At 44.9% G+C, this 18,465-nt stretch carries 16 protein-coding genes; 7 read left to right on the plus strand and 9 right to left on the minus strand.

What is annotated here, in order from left to right:
• The first annotated feature begins 38 nt into the window (after positions 1-38).
• Entirely contained in the window at positions 39-1,292 is a 1,254-nt protein-coding gene (locus ADP71_RS11655; RefSeq protein ID WP_104931213.1) for an IS256 family transposase, read from the plus strand.
• On the opposite strand, the gene ADP71_RS11660 is transcribed toward ADP71_RS11655, so the two are convergent.
• The 3 genes from ADP71_RS11660 to dinG form a co-directional block, all read right to left on the minus strand.
• A complete protein-coding gene (locus ADP71_RS11660) occupies positions 1,199-1,792 on the minus strand; it encodes an ABC transporter substrate-binding protein (protein WP_237343019.1) in 594 nt (197 codons plus the stop codon). The genes ADP71_RS11655 and ADP71_RS11660 overlap by 94 nt on opposite strands.
• A gap of 512 nt (positions 1,793-2,304) precedes the next feature.
• Positions 2,305-3,150: a GNAT family N-acetyltransferase gene (locus ADP71_RS11665; protein WP_026353580.1), complete on the minus strand. Its 846-nt coding sequence runs from the start codon at positions 3,148-3,150 to the stop codon at positions 2,305-2,307.
• A gap of 192 nt (positions 3,151-3,342) precedes the next feature.
• A complete protein-coding gene (gene dinG / locus ADP71_RS11670) occupies positions 3,343-5,478 on the minus strand; it encodes an ATP-dependent DNA helicase DinG (protein WP_019958522.1) in 2,136 nt (711 codons plus the stop codon).
• A gap of 180 nt (positions 5,479-5,658) precedes the next feature.
• Between dinG and ADP71_RS11675 the strand changes: the two genes are divergently transcribed.
• A complete protein-coding gene (locus ADP71_RS11675) occupies positions 5,659-6,702 on the plus strand; it encodes a threonine aldolase family protein (RefSeq protein ID WP_019958521.1) in 1,044 nt (347 codons plus the stop codon).
• Positions 6,703-6,825: 123 nt separating this feature from the next.
• Complete coding sequence (locus tag ADP71_RS11680) at positions 6,826-7,566, plus strand: DUF4850 domain-containing protein (protein WP_104932233.1); 741 nt, start codon at positions 6,826-6,828, stop codon at positions 7,564-7,566.
• Between the two features lie 73 nt (positions 7,567-7,639).
• Here ADP71_RS11680 and ADP71_RS11685 read toward each other — a convergent pair whose 3' ends face one another.
• Both ADP71_RS11685 and ADP71_RS11690 read right to left on the minus strand, forming a co-directional pair.
• Positions 7,640-7,999 (minus strand): hypothetical protein, encoded by a 360-nt coding sequence (locus tag ADP71_RS11685; RefSeq protein ID WP_019958519.1) that lies wholly within the window; start codon positions 7,997-7,999, stop codon positions 7,640-7,642.
• Between the two features lie 23 nt (positions 8,000-8,022).
• Positions 8,023-8,634: an HAD family hydrolase gene (locus tag ADP71_RS11690; protein WP_104932235.1), complete on the minus strand. Its 612-nt coding sequence runs from the start codon at positions 8,632-8,634 to the stop codon at positions 8,023-8,025.
• Between the two features lie 495 nt (positions 8,635-9,129).
• Here ADP71_RS11690 and ADP71_RS11695 point away from each other — a divergent pair, with 495 nt between their 5' ends.
• From ADP71_RS11695 to ADP71_RS11710, 4 genes are all read left to right on the plus strand, one after another.
• Complete coding sequence (locus ADP71_RS11695) at positions 9,130-9,471, plus strand: hypothetical protein (RefSeq protein WP_171461171.1); 342 nt, start codon at positions 9,130-9,132, stop codon at positions 9,469-9,471.
• A 190-nt stretch (positions 9,472-9,661) separates the two neighbouring features.
• A complete protein-coding gene (locus ADP71_RS11700; protein ID WP_171461172.1) occupies positions 9,662-10,855 on the plus strand; it encodes a pyridoxal phosphate-dependent aminotransferase in 1,194 nt (397 codons plus the stop codon).
• 20 nt (positions 10,856-10,875) lie between these two features.
• Complete coding sequence (locus tag ADP71_RS11705; RefSeq protein WP_019958515.1) at positions 10,876-11,628, plus strand: 5'-methylthioadenosine/S-adenosylhomocysteine nucleosidase; 753 nt, start codon at positions 10,876-10,878, stop codon at positions 11,626-11,628.
• Between the two features lie 165 nt (positions 11,629-11,793).
• The gene (locus ADP71_RS11710) at positions 11,794-12,285 is read left to right on the plus strand and encodes an outer membrane protein (protein WP_026353577.1); all 492 of its coding nucleotides are present in this window, start codon (positions 11,794-11,796) and stop codon (positions 12,283-12,285) included.
• A gap of 373 nt (positions 12,286-12,658) precedes the next feature.
• Here the strand turns inward: ADP71_RS11710 and mnmE are convergent, their stop codons facing one another.
• From mnmE to ADP71_RS11730, 4 genes are all read right to left on the minus strand, one after another.
• Positions 12,659-14,011 carry a tRNA uridine-5-carboxymethylaminomethyl(34) synthesis GTPase MnmE gene (mnmE, locus tag ADP71_RS11715; protein ID WP_019958513.1) on the minus strand — a complete coding sequence of 451 codons (1,353 nt, stop codon included), beginning with the start codon at positions 14,009-14,011 and terminating at the stop codon, positions 12,659-12,661.
• 610 nt (positions 14,012-14,621) lie between these two features.
• Entirely contained in the window at positions 14,622-16,460 is a 1,839-nt protein-coding gene (locus tag ADP71_RS11720; RefSeq protein ID WP_171461173.1) for an ABC transporter ATP-binding protein, read from the minus strand.
• Between the two features lie 98 nt (positions 16,461-16,558).
• On the minus strand, positions 16,559-17,812 hold the full coding sequence (locus ADP71_RS11725; protein WP_104931213.1) for an IS256 family transposase: 1,254 nt from the start codon (positions 17,810-17,812) through the stop codon (positions 16,559-16,561).
• Between the two features lie 169 nt (positions 17,813-17,981).
• Positions 17,982-18,392, minus strand: coding sequence for a DoxX family protein (locus tag ADP71_RS11730; protein WP_019958511.1), 411 nt, complete (start codon positions 18,390-18,392; stop codon positions 17,982-17,984).
• Positions 18,393-18,465 lie beyond the last annotated feature (73 nt).

Consider the following 18,465-nt stretch of genomic DNA (forward strand, 5'->3'; position numbering starts at 1 on the left):
TTCCGACCAAAGATTTCAACCAACAAAAGGAATACGCCATGACTGATTCTAACCCAAATGCATTCGTACAACCACAGCAAACATTCAATGACCCATTGACCGATTTGCTGCGTCAGGGAGCCAGGGAGTTGATTGCCAAAGCAGTTGAAACCGAATTGCAGATTTTGCTGGAGCAACACTCACCCAAGAAACTTCCCGATGGTCGCCAAGCATTGGTCAGAAATGGTTATTTGCCGGAACGAACAGTGCAGACTGGCATTGGTGATGTACAGGTGAAAGTGCCGAAGGTACGAGATCGCAGTGGTGACGGTGTGTGTTTCAACAGTCAATTGTTGCCGCCTTATTTGAAACGTACCAAAAGCATCGAAGAATTGCTGCCATGGCTGTATTTGAAAGGCATTTCCACAGGTGACCACCAACAAGCTTTGGCGGCTGTATTGGGAGAGCAGGCCAAAGGCTTGTCAGCCAATACCATCAGTCGTTTGAAGCAACATTGGACGGACGAACATCGGCAATGGAGCCAGCGGGATTTAAAGGGCAAACGCTATGTGTATTGGTGGGCCGATGGCATTTACAGCAATGTGCGATTGGACGATAGACTGTGTTTGCTGGTCATCATTGGTGTGACTGATCAAGGACATAAAGAGTTGGTGGCGGTTGAAGATGGTTATCGGGAATCTGAAGTCAGTTGGTCAGAAGTGTTGATAGGCTTGCGTTTGAGGGGTTTGGAAACCAGTCCAAAATTGGCGGTCGGCGATGGTGCGTTGGGCTTTTGGAATGCCATGGCCAAGTCTTATCCAGACACCAAACATCAGCGCTGTTGGGTGCACAAAACGGCCAATGTGTTGGCAGCCGTACCCAAATCGGTACAAGGCAAATTGCGAGAGGCTTTGAAAGAAATTTGGATGGCCGAAACCAAAGAAAGTGCAGAACAAGCCTTCAAACAAACAGTGGCTCGCTTTGGTGACAAATACCCCAAAGCCATTAACAAACTGGTGAAGGATGAAGAAGAGTTATTGGCATTCTATGACTTTCCAAATGTGCATTGGACGCACATCCGCACCACCAACCCGATTGAATCCACGTTTGCTACCGTACGATTGCGTAGTAAGCGGGCTAAAAACTGCGGTTCCAGAGAAACCACTTTGGCGATGGTGTACAAATTATTGGAAACGGCCCAAAAGCGTTGGCGCCGGATTCAAGGATTCAACTTATTGACCTTGGTGGTCAACAACGTCATCTTCAAAGATGGCAAGCAGGAAGACGAGCAATCAACAGAGAAAGCGGCCTGAATGCCATACACCAGATTTGACAATAACTCAGGACCTGTTACAGAGTAGGCTACCAATGGAATATTGTGGTCGTTGTACACGATAGAAGCTGGCAAAGTCGCACCTGTTACCAAGTGACCAATCACCGCATTGACTTTGGCATCTACAAAACGGTCAGCCACTTGAGCCGCAGTTTTTGGGTCTGCCATGTCGTCTTCTGAAAGCAATTCAAATTTAACTACTTGACCGTTCCAAGTAAGTTGTTTGGCATTGGCTTCATCGACAGCCAATTTCACACCATTGGCTGCATCTTTACCCCATTCAGCAAATGCGCCTGTCAATGGGTTGGCTGTACCCAATTTCACCACAATTTCACCACCTGTGGTTGCAGGTGCTGAGGCGCTTGCGCCGCTGGCAGCAGGCTGTGCTGCGGTAGGTGCGGTTTCTGCTGGTTTGCCACCACAAGCTGCCAACAACAAAGCCGCGGCAACAGCGAAACTTACTTTACTTAAAGTCAACATGTCTCTTCCTAACCTTTGAATCGATAAAGTGATGTCGTGTGCCAAGGTATGGATTCTTTTTTGGTATTGTTGATGCCGAATCAATTGCCATGCACGTTTACGACCATCGCAATCATACTTAGCTTGAATGGTTTCCATGCTAAGTATGAAAATGTGTTAAGAATTGTTGCTTTTTTTATGGGTTTTCGTCAAGAGGATGGCTGATTTGACGCAAGATTGTGTCGCAATTTTGTATTTTAAGGCATCTTTGCGTCAGGAATTGCAATAGGATTAAATGGGTGTTGTTGTTTGATTTATAGTCATATTGATGTCAATTAAACATTGTTTTTAATGTTTCGATTAATCAAATAAACGCAATAAAATGCTAAGCCATATCATGACGAATTATAATTGTTTTATCATATTAAATGAAGAAAATATCCATATTTTGACAATTTGATAGGTCAAAACATCAAAAAAGAGCAATAAAAAAAGCCCTGATATTTTAAAATCAGGGCTGTTGGTATTGGGTGTTACAGGCTGCGACGGAAATGATGGCTGGCAATGAAAAACTCATTGTCAAAACACAAACGATGCATCGGCGCGCGTTCTGGGGATACATAAGCATTCAAATGAATTTCAGTGCAACCGAGTTTGCGCGCTTCGATGGTGACTGCATCCAATAAAGTTTGTGCATGACCTTGGCGGCGGTAGGCTTGTTGGGTGACCAAATCATCAATATGAATGAAACGACCCCATACCAAATTGTGGGTCAAACGGAAACCACAGACTGCGACGGCTTCTTTTTGCTCAGGTACAAACACCGCAAACAAACGGTAGCCTGCGCCACGTTGGATATTGTCTACTTGATTGGCAAAAGATTGCGTTGAAACCAAGCTCACACGCAACTCTTTCATGGCGTGATAAGCCAAGGCGGTGTCTGGTGGCAAAATCTCTTTGACTGTGATCGACTCAGGAGTGGTTGCAATGGCAGGCTCCATCGTTTTTTCTGCTTGTTCGATGGTGTTTTGTGCTGCGGCAATCACGGCTTTTTCAGGTGTGATGGTTGGGGTAGAGGCGGCGATGGCTTCAGATTCTGACATTTCTTTGCAGTCAATTAAACGCAAATCATTGTCTTGGGCAAAATCCATCAAAAACTGGAACATTTCAGGATGCAGTTCTGCCAATTTTTTATCCACTGCCACACAGCTCACATTGTCGACCAGCAACGGACGAACATACTGATGGTAAGACAGGCGTCCTGTATTGAATGAAGACAAAATACCAGACAGGCGTTCTGACCAGTCGCTTGGACGGAAACGTTTGCCTTTGGTCGTCATGCCTTGAATCAGAATTTCATACGGATTACATACTTGCATAAGATTCGCTCTTTTGGGACGCTTGATGCGCGGTGATTAGAATGGGCATGATTATACAGTAGCCTGTATGTACAGAGTATCCAAAACCGTCTTAAGAAGTGGTAAGTTGGTCGGATTGTGGTGAAATACATGCTTTGTATTCATCATGACATGCGGATTACATACTTGATCATCCGCATGATGGAATCAGATTCAAATGCGTTTGAATGGCGGTAAGGCTGCCAACATTTTTTTGCCATAATGGGCAGTGGTCAAACGATTGTCTAAGATGGTCACGCGACCTGTATCAGTTTCGGTACGAATCAAACGACCAACGGCCTGAATCAATTTGATGCTCGCTTCAGGTACCGTAATTTCCATAAATGGATTGCCGCCTTGGTCTGAGACCCAATCGCTCAAAGTTTTGTCGATGGGATTGTCAGGCATTGAAAACGGCAATTTGGCAATGATGACATGTACGCATGCAAAACCCGGCAAATCCAAACCTTCGGCAAAACTGTCTAAGCCGAACAATATGCTGGCACGATTTTGATTCACTGCTGCCAAATGTTGTTCTAATAAAATCGCTTTGGGTTTGTCACCTTGTATCAATAACATCTCTTGGTATGCATCAGGCAAGCGCATCGCCACTTCTTGCATTTGTTTGCGAGATGAGAACAAGACCAAAGTACCGACGCCTTGGCGCAAATCAATCAATTTGGGCAACCATTCGGCAATCATCAATGTGTGACCGTTGCTGTCTTTGGGACTAACTGGCAAAAATGGCAAATACAATTCGCCTTGCTGAGGAAAATCAAACGGTGATTCTAATGCCACAGTGGTGGTTTCAGGCAACCATTGCAAACCAGTTTGGCGCAACAGCAAATCAAAACTGCCCAAGCTTTGCAAGGTTGCCGATGTCAAAACTGCGCCTGCGGCACGGCGCCACAATTGATTGTTCAACATTGAGGCACTGGATACGGGGGACGCACAAAACAGAAAATCGATGCTGCTTTGGCGTTTGGCAACCATCCATTTGGCCAAAGGTGGTTCGGTTTCACGTGGAACAGTGACCATCAAATCCCACACAGCATTGATTTTTTCGGCATGGGCAATGGCCAAACCTGCTTCTAAATTCAAGCCATCTAATAAAGTTGCATTGTCATCGTTTTGGCGGCGAGCCAATGAAATGGCGTCATTGAGGTTGTACAAATGTTTGAGCAACATGCGTGCACTGATAGCGGTATTTTCGACCAACGTGTCCAAACCTTCAGGAATTTGACCACGTTCCCACAGCCACAAAGGGTCTGCACCGCTAGAGGTAGGCGCCAACTCATCGGCTTGCTGCACTTGGTACATCCAATCGCCAAATGCTTCTAATAATGCAGTAGCCGCTTCATCTGCCAAATTCGCCACTTCTGCTTTGTCGCAATGAGCGGCAATTTTACTGGTGGTCACTGGCAATTTTTCTAAAAAGCTTTGCGCTTGGCTCAAGCTGTGTTCGGCTGCAAATTGGTTGACGGCTTTTTTGGACAAATGATGCGCTTCATCGATGCAATAAAACGAGCGTTCAGGGTCGGGCAAAATCACGCCACCGCCCATAGAAATGTCTGCCAATAACAAATCGTGGTTGGCGACCACGACATCGACTTGCTCCAAAACCTCGCGCGCCAAGAAAAAAGGGCATTCAGGACGGTTGGGGCAGGCTTGTTTCAAACAGCCATGGCGGTCATTGGTGACACGGTGCCACAATCCATCGTCAATATTTTCAGGCCAAGTGTCGCGATCGCCATTAAAGCGACGTTCGGTAAAAGCGTCTGCCAATTCACGCAGCGTATCGAGTTCTTCTTGTTTGGGCTTTTTGTCCCAAAGCGTGGTATTTGGCTGCAATTCTTCAAAACCCAAAGCCGTTTGGGCATGCGTTTGCGTCAAATCGTATAAGCGTTTTGGACACAAATAACGCCCACGACCTTTGGCGAGCGCGAAACTCATTTGTAAGCCACTTTTTTCAATCACAAATGGCAAATCACGATGGACCAATTGTTCTTGTAAGGCGATGGTGGCGCTGGAAACAATCAATTTTTTGTCGCGCGTTTGCGCCATGATGCCGCCTGCGAGCAAATACGCCAAACTCTTGCCCACGCCTGTGGGTCCTTCGACCACCACAATGCTTTCGCCTTGACGCTCGATGATTTCGTCTTCAGAGGTGCGTATTTGGGTGCGGCTGAACGCATTGGCGATTTCTGCCAGCATTTTGCGTTGTGCCGCGCGCGGGCGGAAATTGGGCAAATTGCGAGCAATGTTTTTGTAATGGTCGGAGATGGCGTTTTTTTCGAGGTCGGTGAGCATTGACGCAGACTGATAAAGACAAATGATGTGACAGTATAAAGCTTTCTTTGCATACAAACTAATCAAATCAAACTATGCCCGATAAGCGGCCTGTAAACGCTTACAGGACGCTTGTTAGACTGTTTTTTTAAAAAGGCAGGTGTATACTGATTCGCTTCATTGTTAATGAATTGGCAGACCATGATTTCATTGTTAAACGATTATAGCGAAGGCGCACATCCGCGCATTTTGGCATTGTTGACCGAACACAATTTGGCGCAATGTGCAGGCTATGGTGAAGATGTGTATAGCGAGCAGGCAAAAGCGTTGATTCAGCAGCATTTGCACAATGAGCACGCACAGATTCATTTGGTCAGTGGTGGCACACAAGCCAATACGGTCATCATCAAATCCATTTTGCGCCCACACGAGGCGGTGATTGCCGCACAAAGTGGTCACATTGCGGTACATGAAACAGGTGCGATTGAAGCGACAGGTCACAAAGTCATTGTGGCGCCTAGCGGTGCCGATGGCAAATTGACGCCTGAGTCAATTGCAGACATTTGTCACAGCCATACCGATGAACACATGGTCAAACCCAAATTGGTATATATTTCGCAAACCACTGAAAATGGCAGTGTTTATACGGTTGATGAATTGACTGCGATTCGGGCTTGTTGTGATGCGTTGGGCTTGTATTTGCACATTGATGGCGCGCGTTTGGGTGCGGCTTTGGCGGCCAATAAAGCTTTGAGTTTGGCATTGATCGCACAAATTGCCGACGTGTTTTACATTGGCGGCACTAAAAATGGTGCATTGATTGGTGAAGCAATCGTCATTGTGAATTCTGATTTACAGGACGCTTTCCGTTTTGTAATGAAACAACACGGCGCTTTGTTGGCCAAAGGTCGTTTGTTGGGCATTCAGTTTTTGGGCTTGTTTGAAGACAAAATCTTTTTTGAATCTGCACAAAACGCGCATGCCAATGCAATGTATTTGGCAGAAGGTTTGCGCGCTTTGGGTTGTGAATTTTTAACGCCACCGCAATCGAATCAAATCTTCCCGATTTTCCCCAATTCAGTGATGGCGGCTTTGCAAGAGCAATTTGCATTTTATACATGGCAAGCGATGGATGCAGAGCGCAGCGCAGTGCGTTTGGTGACATCGTGGGCAAGCGATATTGAAAATATTGTATTGTTTTTGCAGCAAGCGGAAACGTTGTTGAATGAATATTCAGTATCTTAATCTGTGGTGGTTTTGAAAAATGAAAAGCGGCCTGTAAACATTTACAGGTCGCTTTTTGATAGGTTACATTGCCCATCTAAATCCAAATCTTTGTTTTCATCAGTTTAAAAAGGGGGAAGCGGGATGCAAAATAAAATCATATTGGCATTGTTGGGCGTTTTGATGGTAACGCAAGTACAGGCAAAAACATACCAACCGCAAGTGCCGACTTTTAATGAAACTAATGGCAACCAAAGAGCGAAAAACAATCCGTGGCAAAACATCGGCACGGCGATGGTCGCAGGACAACGTTTGCCTGCTTATGCCGTGTCTGTGAGTGACCCTATCGAAGAAGGTTGGATATCTGAAGACGATGCCTGTCATCCCAAGGCTTGTGTTTTGCCTGTGTCTGCCAATGTCAGAACCGAACAGTTGTATCGTTTGATGGCGGTGCGTGTGGCGGGCATGGGTTGGATATTGGCACCGAAAACGTGGCGCAATATCGAAGCGGATGTGGGCGTGAATGGTTCGCAGGCGTTGTTGATGAAAAGTGCAGATGGGCGTGAATATGTGAGTTATTACCACAGTGGCGCGTGTGTTGGTTGTGCGTTGACAGCTGCGGCACCATTTTTCCCACAAGCATTTAAATTGGCTCAGGCTGATGATTACGAGCCTAACCGTCCCAACCCAAGTATCCAATTGGTGCGTGCGCAAAACAACAAAGTTTTGTTCAGTTATACCTTGCCAAACCAATATACCACTCATGGCGTGGCGTTTTGGCAAAATGCTGATGATGAGCCGTATCAAGATATGCGTGTGACGGTGAGTCAAGACAATACGGCATTGGCTGGTGTGATATTGAATGCGGGTATGATGGCGTTTTAATGTTTTTATAGATGAAGCGTCCTGTAAAACCGTTTACAGGACGCTTGAATATTGCCGCTTGGGAGTGCGATATTTAAGTCAATATATTGTTCAAAGCCTCGATACAAGCCGCTTGATAATGGGTCATATCGTGCACCACCAAGCCATATTGGGACAATAACGGGCTATAGGCATTATCAGGCTTGAGCAATAACACTTTGGATTGTTGGTTTTGAAAAGCAGCCCAGCCCAATTGTGCTATATCGGGTTCAATCAGACCAAAGCCTGCCCAAGTGTTTAAAGCGGCCTGTAATACCGCTGTATTTTCCAGCTCGGCTTCCGCCATGATGAATTCGGGTTGGAACAAATATACCTCTGCCATCACATCGTCTTGCAGATTTAACGATAAGGTTTCGATGTCAAAGGTTTGCGTGTGGCTGCGGTATAAAATCATGGCTGGCTCTGTATCAATGGGTTTTAAGCGGCTGAATATTGCAATTGGGTCAATACTGCGGCGCAATCGGCAAAATAATAATCACTCAAGTGAGGCCATTCATTGAATTCAGGATGCAAAAGCATGGTGTTCACGCCTGCATTGCGTCCTGCGTTCAAATCAAAATGGTAGTCACCTACCATAATGGCATTGGCTTTATCGGCTTGCCATTTGTTCAAAACATGCAAAATGCCATCGGGTTTGGGTTTGGGTTGGCAGCTTTCTCGCCCTAAAATGCAATCTTCATCAAAATAATCCAATACGCCTATGGCTTCCAGCGTCACCATCGCCAAGCTTCTTTCGTTGCGGGTCAAAATCGCCAATTTGTGCTCTTGTTGATGTAAATGCGTGAGCAAAGCCACCGCACCTTGTGCCGCTTCGGCATTTTGAGCCAAATCCAAACCATAATCTTGCAACCATCTCACCATTTTGACCGCCGTAGCTGCATCTTGACGTGAAACATAAGCCAAAATATCGGTATCGCCATCAGCCATGCCCAATTGTTGGCGCATATAAGGGAAATCATGGCAAGCAACGGTTAAGGTACCGTCCATATCAAAAATCCAATGGTTAATGTTTTGTAAGGCTGTCGGCATATTTTCGTCCTGAAAGATTTGAAATTTTACTTTAGCTATTTTGAGTATAGCAGTGCAAGGTGTTTATCAGCTGGTTTGGATGAAAGTTCCTTGATGCAATGGTATTGAATAATGATATTTGCTTAAATTTAATGTTTTTAAAATAGATATGGTATTGAAATATATTAATTTAATATAAGACATTGAAATAAAAACAAATTGAAGATTTTTTCCAAGAAATGAAGCTTGTTTGTTTTAACGCAAGCGAAATCCAGTTTGAATACGCAAAATGGAATTTATTTAAGATGAAATGAATCTAATTTTAAGCAACATCCAATAAAGCCGATTTGTATTATTTATATATAATTATATACTGATTGAGTATTTTTATATCTTTTTGAATTATATGAATTTTTATCTATATTTTGATTTAAATCTAATTTCAAAAACAGATAAAACAGTATATTGGTTACATTGTAATTGAAAACCATTTAACTTGATTTGAAAAGCCTGATTATGAAGATTATTCCTTTTAATGCTTCAGCACCTGTTTCCTTATTTAAGGCAATGTCATTTGAGCCTCAGCGTGAGGAAGACATGCAAACCAAAGTAGAGCGTTTGGTTTTTTCGCTGACTGCTAAAAATGCGGTCATGTTTGAAGAAGGTGGTTTGGTGATTCAATTGGATGAAGGTGGTTGGTTTTTAAAACCTGTTCACAGTTACAATTGGTTATACCATCCTCATCTTTTTGAGCCGACTGAATTTGAAATTCAAAACCCTAAATGGAATGCAAAATTGCAGTCATTGTTTAAAAAACATTGCATGCCTGCATTGCAAATGATGGGTATTGGGTCATAGTATTGAACCTGTGTGGCACAGTGAGAAGCGTCCTGTAAATGTTTACAGGACGCTTTTTAATTGTCAATTGGCTTGGCAAAGACTAAGCATAGTATGCATCTTGATAATGGTAAAAACAATCTGCTGCCTGTGATTTTGCAAACAAAGGTATGATGGATACTTATTTTTAATTTAAATGGATGTGCGTGTGATGTCTGATTTGCCTGTTAGTCGTACCATTGCGCTTGCTGAACGCATGCAAGCGATTGAACCATTTCGTGTCATGGCTTTGCTCGCTCGTGCCAAGCAATTGCAAGCTGAGGGGCGGGACATTATCCATATGGAAATTGGTGAGCCTGATTTTACTACTGCCGAGCCGATTATCGCAGCCGCGCAAGAGGCTTTGGCACAAGGCAAAACCACGTATACCCAAGCGTTGGGTATTCCTGAGTTGCGCACCGCCATTTCGGCTTGGTATCAAAAACAATATGGCATAGATGTACCTGCCAGCCGCATTGTGGTGACACCGGGAGGGTCGGGCGCATTGTTGCTGTTGTCGGCTTTGTTGATGAATCCAAATGATGAATTATTAATGTCAGACCCCAGTTATCCGTGTAACCGTCATTTTTTGCGTTTGGTTGAAGGCAAAGCCCGCTTGATTGAAACCACTGCCGCTAGCCGTTATCAACTCACGCCTGCGATGGTGCGTGAGCATTGGAATGAACATACCAAAGGCGTACTGGTCGCCTCACCAAGCAATCCGACAGGCGAATTGCTCAGCCGTGAACAATTGCAAGCATTGGCTCAGGTGTGTCGTGAATTGGGTGGCGTGTTATTGGTCGATGAAATTTACCATGGCATGGTGTATGGCGAAGATGCGGTGTCGGTATTGGAAGTGGCGGACGATGTGTTGGTGCTGAACAGCTTTTCCAAATATTTTGGCATGACCGGTTGGCGCATTGGTTGGTTGGTCGCACCTGAAGCTTTGATTCCTGAAATCGAAAAATTGGCGCAAAACCTTTATATTTCCGTACAGACGATTTCGCAATATGCCGCTTTGGCCGCATTTTCGCCAGAAGCGGTCGCCATTCATGAAGCACGTCGAGCCGAATTTGCGCAGCGTCGAGACTATTTGGTGCAAGCTTTACGGGATTTGGGTTTGATTATTCCAAATGTGCCAGCAGGGGCATTTTATGTGTATGCCGATGTGTCAGCGTTCACCCAAGACAGTCGCAATTGGTGTTTGCAATTGCTAGAGCAAGAAGGCGTGGCCGTGACACCGGGTGAGGATTTTGGCACATTCCGTTGTGACGAGCATGTGCGTTTTGCGTACACTGACAGTTTGCCACGCTTGCAAGAAGCGGTGGCGCGGATTCAGCGTTTTATTCAAACGCAATCGGTTTAAGCCATAAGGAAAACATCAAAATGAGCAAACAAGCAATCGTGATACAGGCAGCTTTGCCGTTGGAATGTGATGAATTGGTGAAACAGTTACACAATGTTTCACGTGAAACACGAGGCGGTTGGGTTTTTTGGCATGGTACATATGCAGGTATCGACATCATTGTGTCTAAAACACGCATGGGCATGACCAATGCAGCAGCGGCTACGGCCATTGCCATTGAATGTTTCCAGCCCAAAGCCATCATCAATCAAGGCACCAGTGGCGGCCATGATCCGCAATTGAATGTGTTTGACATTGTTTTGGGTGAAAAAGTCGCCAATATCAATACAGTCAAAACGCCTGTGGCGGCTGTGGGCGAGGGCAGCAATGCTTTGACATGGGTAGAAGCGTTTGACATGTTGCCAGAAGACGAAAGCGATCCTGAGCCGATTCGCCAACGCTTTTATGCAGCCGATGCAGGCTTGATGCAGGCTGCGCAAGTTGTGGCAGCACAATACACTGAAGGCAAAGTGGTTGAAGGCGTGATTGGTTCGGCAGATTGCTGGAACAATGAACTCGACCGCATTGCATTTTTGCGTCAGCAATACGGAACGAGCGTTGAAGAAATGGAAGCGGCTTCGGTGGCGCAAGTGGCGATTCAATACGGTGTGCCGATGCTGGCCATTCGTGTGGTTTCAAACAATATTACCAACAATGGTCAATACAATCCTGACAGCGGTCGTGCTTGCCAAGCCTTTGTTTTGGAAGTGGTCAAACAATACGCAACAGCATAATGGGTTGAAGCATGATTTTAAGCGTCCTGTAAAAGTTTACAGGACGCTTTTTTATGCTCAGACTTTCTCATCGAGCATGATTGGTGTTATGGTCGTGTTTGTATGTTGATTCAATAGAAGTTTTCTAGAAAATATTAGTCTTGATTGTGATCGGGAGTATGTTGGATGAACAGATTGAATATTTGCTTTGCTGGTTGCTGTTTGTGGGTGCATTCATTTTGTTGGGCAGATGACATTCCAACCTCTATTTATGCCGATTATGTGATGAAACTAGAGGCAGAAGATAAAATTGGTCTGATTACGGCTTATATTGACCGTCCCAGCTGGGAGGCGATTAAAGAGGTGAGTGCGGATTCTACCTTGCAAAGCCAATATTCCTCTTTTGGTTTTGGTCCTAGTCTTGATTTGAGCCCTCAATTGCGTGCTTATGGCTTGGTCGGTTCTGCAACCACTTCGGATAGCCATCGTCAGGATTCTGCTTCTTTGCAAGCTTTGAGTTTGGATAAAGATTCTAGAATGTATGGAATGGGTCTGAGCATGAGCCCGAGTGAACAATGGGTGGTGGATATGCAATATCAAAACACGCAGTTTCAAACCCAAGGAGATGATGGCAAGAGGGTTAATTACTTTAATATAGGTGTTGCTTATCGGTTCTGAATATTTTTAATTCATATCTAAATGAATGGATTTGAAAATGGCTTTAGATGTGATTGTTAAATCAATAACCAGAGGCATATTTCTAAAAAAATAACCGTTTCAAGATTTTATTGGTGAGCAAATTTTCTAATACAAGCCTTGTCAGTGTTGGATAGATGCGGTTTGTTTGAATCTCCAATCAGATTGTTTGTATCACATAATTTTTAGCACTAAGCGGCAAAGATTATATTCTTTGTGAAAATGCTATGGATGGCTTTATGATGCGCTTTGTTAACTTCTCGTGAGCACAGAATTTGGCAGAATTATCTTCTTTAATTCAATTGATGATGTCTTATTTAAAGGCGTCCTGAAAGGGTGCAGGACGCCTGTTTTTTTATTTACCGATACAAAAACGGCTGAAAATCACGCCCAATAAATCATCGGCGGTAAATTCTCCTGTAATGTCATTCAAGCTGATTTGTGCCAAGCGCAAATGTTCGGCAAACAAATCAATCATTTCACCGCAATCGGCAGCAAATGCCAACTCTTGCTTGGCTTGTTCCAAAGCATGCAAATGGCGGCTTCGTGCCAAAAACAAACCTTCGGCTTCACCTTGCCAGCCAACTTGTTGGAGCAATGCTTGTTTCAAAGCTTGTAAACCTGCGCCTTTTTTGGCTGAAATGGTCATCACATCGTTGGCACGGGCAATGTATTGTTGGGTTTGCAAAACTTCGCTACCCATCAAATCGCTTTTGTTGTGAATTTCCAAACAAGGTAAGTTTTCAGGCAAACTGGCGACAATTTCTTGTGTGCGAGCATTCACACCTTCGCGTGGATCTATCAAAATCAATGCCACATCGGCTTCTTGTACGGCTTTGTGACTGCGTTCGATGCCGATTTTTTCGACCACGTCGTCGGTATCCCGCAAACCTGCGGTATCGATGATGTGCATCGGTACGCCATCTACAGTAATCATTTCACGCACGGTGTCGCGTGTGGTACCAGCAATGTCGGTCACAATCGCCACATCATCGCCTGCCAATGCATTGAGCAAACTGGATTTGCCGACATTGGGTGCACCAACCAATACCACTTGCATACCCTCACGCAAAATGGCGCCTTGTTGTGCTTGTGCCAAAACGCCGTCTAATTGCTCACGGATTTTGCGTAATTTGCCTTTGGCATCTGCCGCTTCTAAGAAGTCAATGTCTTCTTCAGGAAAATCCAAAGTCGCTTCGACCAACATGCGCAAAGTAATCACATCGTCAACCAAAGCGTGAATGTGATTGGAAAAAGCGCCTTTGAGCGAACGCAACGCCATGCGTGCGGCAGATTGGCTGGATGCATCAATCAAATCGGCAACGCTTTCGGCTTGAGCCAAATCGAGTTTATTGTTCAAAAAAGCGCGTTTAGTAAATTCGCCCGGTTCAGCAAGACGTGCGCCCAATTCCAAACAACGTGCGAGCAACATTTGCATCACCACAGGACCACCGTGACCTTGCAATTCAATCACATCTTCACCTGTGAAACTTGCGGGCGCAGCAAAATACAATAACAAGCCGTTGTCCAAAGCTTGACCATCTTCAGACAAAAAGTCGCTGTACAAAGCCATGCGAGGTTTGGGCGTTTTACCGCCAGTGATTTTTTGTGCCAGTGGCATTAGATTTTGACCCGACAAGCGAATCACGCCCACACCGCCTCGACCTGGGGCAGTGGCAATGGCGGCAATGGTAACGGTTTCAGACATGATGTCACTCTATCTTTGCAGCAAAAAGGTGATTGTAACGCAATCGGCGTTTTATCAGGGATTTACGAAATGGCTATCTATAAGAGTGGTGTTTTGTCAGCAATGAACAGTGAATATTCCAAACTGTTGTTGGTGATGGAGAAACATTTTAAAAAAATAATATCAGAACAAATAAGCCGTAGAAAACAGTTGGTATGGTGTTGAGGATTGGAGGATGGATGCATGATGTGTATGGTGAGGCTAAAAATAATTTGTTTTATATCAATCCTCAGACCGATTTAGTCTAATTGAGATTAGATTGTTTGCGTTAGCGCAAAGAGTCATGATGAAGTAAACATTATATTGACACCCGTGGTGAGGCAAACAGTGCTTGATGTTCATCACAGATGGTTGCTAGCGAGGATTTGTATTGTTTGTGGGAGCAAAACAAATCAAAGCCGCCAACCGTTTGACGCACAGTTTGATTCACGCACGATGTGTGTATGAACTTTCTTCATGATGATGTGATTTGAACCCGACTGGTTGAACAGTCGGGTTTTTTTTGTTAAAAAATGTTACAGGACGCTTAAAAGCGTCCTGTAAATGGCAATGCATCGAAATAGTGGTGAGATTAATCGATGTCATCACCTAAAAAACCACCACTTTGACGTTGCCACAAACGGGCATACACGCCACCTTTGGCAAGAAGCTGTTCATGGCTGCCACTTTCGACAATTTGACCACCGTCCAAAACAATCAATCTGTCCATTTGTACAATGGTAGACAAGCGATGCGCGATGGCAATCACAGTTTTGTTGTGCATCAATTGGTAAAGATTTTCCTGAATCGCCGCTTCTACTTCAGAATCGAGCGCACTGGTGGCTTCATCCAATAACAAAATCGGCGCATTTTTCAAAATCACCCGAGCGATGGCAATGCGTTGGCGTTGACCGCCCGAGAGCTTCACACCACGCTCGCCCACATGCGCATCCAAGCCACGTCGACCTTTGGCATCGACCAGATTGTCGAGAAATTCCAAGACTTGTGCTTGCTTCAAAGCGGCCTGTAACTGCGCTTCGCTCGCTTCGGGAAAACCATACAAAATATTGTCCCGCACCGAGCGATGTAACAAAGCCGTATCTTGGCTGACCATGCCGATGTGTTTGCGCAATGAAATTTGCTGTACCGCAGCGATATTCTGACCATCGATTTGAATGCTGCCGCTATCGATGTCATACAAGCGCAACAGCAAATTGACCAAGGTGGATTTACCAGCACCAGATCTGCCAACCAAACCAATTTTTTCGCCGCCTTGTATGTGCAAATTGAATTGTTCTAATAAATTCTTTTGCCCATAACTGAAATCAACATCTTGAAAACGGATGTTCGCTTGTGTCACTTGTAGTGCAGGGGCATGGTCATGGTCGGTGACATGGTGTTCTTTGGCTAAGGTGTTCATGCCATCTTGGATGGTACCCAAGTTTTCAAAAACCATCGCCGATTGCCACATCATCCATTGTGACAAACCATTCAAGCGCAAAGCCATCGCAGTTGCCGCAGCCACAGCACCCACGGTAATCATACCGTTTTGCCACAGCAACACGCACAAAATGCCTGTGAGTAAAATCAGCAACACATTGCCAGCGTGATTGATGGCATCCAGTTGGGTGCCGATGCGCATTTGCTTGTGCACCGTGAGCATGAATTCATCCATGGCTTCTTTGGAATAATCCAATTCACGTTCATTGTGTGAGAACAATTTGACCGTCAAAATATTGGAATAAGCATCGGTGATGCGACCTGTCATCAATGAGCGTGCATCGGCTTGGTTGCGAGCGGCTTTGGCCATTTTGGGAATAAAAAATGCCAACATGCAAGTGAAGGTGACAATCCACAATACAAATGGCAATAACAAACGCCAGTCAAATTGCGCCAAAATCACGCCAATAGACAGGAAGTAAATCAGCAAATAGACGGCCATTTCTGCTGCGGTCATGGTCAAGTCACGAATGGCTAAAGCCGTTTGCATCACTTTTGCCGACAAGCGTCCTGCAAATTCATCTTGGTAAAATTTCATCGATTGATTGAGCATCAGGCGGTGAAACTGCCAGCGCAAACGCATGGGCAACACGCCTTGTAAGGTTTGCAAATGCACAGATGAGCCCGTTAACACCCAAAATGGACTGAGTATCAAGATGACTGCCATGCCAAGCAACCACGCTTTTTTCTCTGCCCAAAATTGCGCAGGTGTGAGCGTGTTCATCGCATCGACCAAGCTGCCCATCATTTGAAACAAATAGGCTTCAAACATGCCGACACCTGCGGAAAAGACCATCATGATGCCTATCCAAAAGCCGCAACCTTTTAAGCAAGCCCGCACAAATTGCCACATATTGTCTTGGGATAGTGGTGGTAGGGACTCAGGGTAAAGCGGCAATCGAGTTTCAAACCATCGAAACCATTTTTTCATAAAGACAGCTTTCTTCTAAAATATGACCACAAACAGTTTTGTGATAAATGAGCTTATTATAATGATGGTGAGTTATTGTCAAATCTGGTGTATGGCATTCAGGCCGCTTTCTCTGTTGATTGCTCGTCTTCCTGCTTGCCATCTTTGAAGATGACGTTGTTGACCACCAAGGTCAATAAGTTGAATCCTTGAATCCGGCGCCAACGCTTTTGGGCCGTTTCCAATAATTTGTACACCATCGCCAAAGTGGTTTCTCTGGAACCGCAGTTTTTAGCCCGCTTACTACGCAATCGTACGGTAGCAAACGTGGATTCAATCGGGTTGGTGGTGCGGATGTGCGTCCAATGCACATTTGGAAAGTCATAGAATGCCAATAACTCTTCTTCATCCTTCACCAGTTTGTTAATGGCTTTGGGGTATTTGTCACCAAAGCGAGCCACTGTTTGTTTGAAGGCTTGTTCTGCACTTTCTTTGGTTTCGGCCATCCAAATTTCTTTCAAAGCCTCTCGCAATTTGCCTTGTACCGATTTGGGTACGGCTGCCAACACATTGGCCGTTTTGTGCACCCAACAGCGCTGATGTTTGGTGTCTGGATAAGACTTGGCCATGGCATTCCAAAAGCCCAACGCACCATCGCCGACCGCCAATTTTGGACTGGTTTCCAAACCCCTCAAACGCAAGCCTATCAACACTTCTGACCAACTGACTTCAGATTCCCGATAACCATCTTCAACCGCCACCAACTCTTTATGTCCTTGATCAGTCACACCAATGATGACCAGCAAACACAGTCTATCGTCCAATCGCACATTGCTGTAAATGCCATCGGCCCACCAATACACATAGCGTTTGCCCTTTAAATCCCGCTGGCTCCATTGCCGATGTTCGTCCGTCCAATGTTGCTTCAAACGACTGATGGTATTGGCTGACAAGCCTTTGGCCTGCTCTCCCAATACAGCCGCCAAAGCTTGTTGGTGGTCACCTGTGGAAATGCCTTTCAAATACAGCCATGGCAGCAATTCTTCGATGCTTTTGGTACGTTTCAAATAAGGCGGCAACAATTGACTGTTGAAACACACACCGTCACCACTGCGATCTCGTACCTTCGGCACTTTCACCTGTACATCACCAATGCCAGTCTGCACTGTTCGTTCCGGCAAATAACCATTTCTGACCAATGCTTGGCGACCATCGGGAAGTTTCTTGGGTGAGTGTTGCTCCAGCAAAATCTGCAATTCGGTTTCAACTGCTTTGGCAATCAACTCCCTGGCTCCCTGACGCAGCAAATCGGTCAATGGGTCATTGAATGTTTGCTGTGGTTGTACGAATGCATTTGGGTTAGAATCAGTCATGGCGTATTCCTTTTGTTGGTTGAAATCTTTGGTCGGAAATCAATCAACAGGATACGCCTTCTTCATTTGTTCGTCATACACCAGAAATGACTATAGCTCTGATGGTGGTTCCTGAAACACAAAACAGGCCAGTATAAACTGACCTGTTTCATATAGTGCTTAATTGGGCTTAGGCTTTTTGACGCATATTGTCCAAAGCAAATGCGCCTGCGCCTTTTACGCTGATGTATAAGAAGACGAACGACCATACAATCGCCAACTCACCGCCATTTAAAATAGGCATCAAGAAATTGCCTGCATTCATCACATGACCCATGATATAAGCCACCGCCATGAAGCCTGACAAAACAAAAGCAGTAGGACGGGTGAACAAGCCTAATAACAATAACATGCCACCGATGACTTCCAAAATGCCCGCCACGCCAAAAATTGATGCCATAGGAACGTTGGCAAATTTTTCAATATAAGGAAATTGGAACAATTTGGTCGTGCCGTGAAAAATAAACAAATATGCGCTGACGATGCGCAATAATCCCAAAGTAATGGGTTCTAACATTTGGATTTTGGTAGGATTTGACATGATGGCTCTTTGTATGTGATTGATTTTCAAATATGTTGTTGGTTTTGATGCAGATGAGCATTGTAATCATGTC

It is taken from the genome of Vitreoscilla sp. C1 (genome assembly GCF_002951955.2).
Lineage (GTDB): Bacteria > Pseudomonadota > Gammaproteobacteria > Burkholderiales > Neisseriaceae > Vitreoscilla > Vitreoscilla stercoraria.

Coding starts and splice junctions, on each gene's coding strand:
- ADP71_RS11710 (WP_026353577.1), top strand. CDS start 11,794: ATGAACAGATTGAATATTTGCTTTGCTGGTTGCTGTTTGTGGGTGCAT.
- ADP71_RS11695 (WP_171461171.1), top strand. CDS start 9,130: ATGAAGATTATTCCTTTTAATGCTTCAGCACCTGTTTCCTTATTTAAG.
- ADP71_RS11655 (WP_104931213.1), top strand. CDS start 39: ATGACTGATTCTAACCCAAATGCATTCGTACAACCACAGCAAACATTC.
- dinG (WP_019958522.1), bottom strand. CDS start 5,478: ATGCTCACCGACCTCGAAAAAAACGCCATCTCCGACCATTACAAAAAC.
- ADP71_RS11675 (WP_019958521.1), top strand. CDS start 5,659: ATGATTTCATTGTTAAACGATTATAGCGAAGGCGCACATCCGCGCATT.
- ADP71_RS11680 (WP_104932233.1), top strand. CDS start 6,826: ATGCAAAATAAAATCATATTGGCATTGTTGGGCGTTTTGATGGTAACG.
- ADP71_RS11725 (WP_104931213.1), bottom strand. CDS start 17,812: ATGACTGATTCTAACCCAAATGCATTCGTACAACCACAGCAAACATTC.
- ADP71_RS11700 (WP_171461172.1), top strand. CDS start 9,662: ATGTCTGATTTGCCTGTTAGTCGTACCATTGCGCTTGCTGAACGCATG.
- ADP71_RS11720 (WP_171461173.1), bottom strand. CDS start 16,460: ATGAAAAAATGGTTTCGATGGTTTGAAACTCGATTGCCGCTTTACCCT.
- ADP71_RS11705 (WP_019958515.1), top strand. CDS start 10,876: ATGAGCAAACAAGCAATCGTGATACAGGCAGCTTTGCCGTTGGAATGT.
- ADP71_RS11730 (WP_019958511.1), bottom strand. CDS start 18,392: ATGTCAAATCCTACCAAAATCCAAATGTTAGAACCCATTACTTTGGGA.
- ADP71_RS11690 (WP_104932235.1), bottom strand. CDS start 8,634: ATGCCGACAGCCTTACAAAACATTAACCATTGGATTTTTGATATGGAC.
- ADP71_RS11665 (WP_026353580.1), bottom strand. CDS start 3,150: ATGCAAGTATGTAATCCGTATGAAATTCTGATTCAAGGCATGACGACC.
- ADP71_RS11660 (WP_237343019.1), bottom strand. CDS start 1,792: ATGTTGACTTTAAGTAAAGTAAGTTTCGCTGTTGCCGCGGCTTTGTTG.
- ADP71_RS11685 (WP_019958519.1), bottom strand. CDS start 7,999: ATGATTTTATACCGCAGCCACACGCAAACCTTTGACATCGAAACCTTA.
- mnmE (WP_019958513.1), bottom strand. CDS start 14,011: ATGTCTGAAACCGTTACCATTGCCGCCATTGCCACTGCCCCAGGTCGA.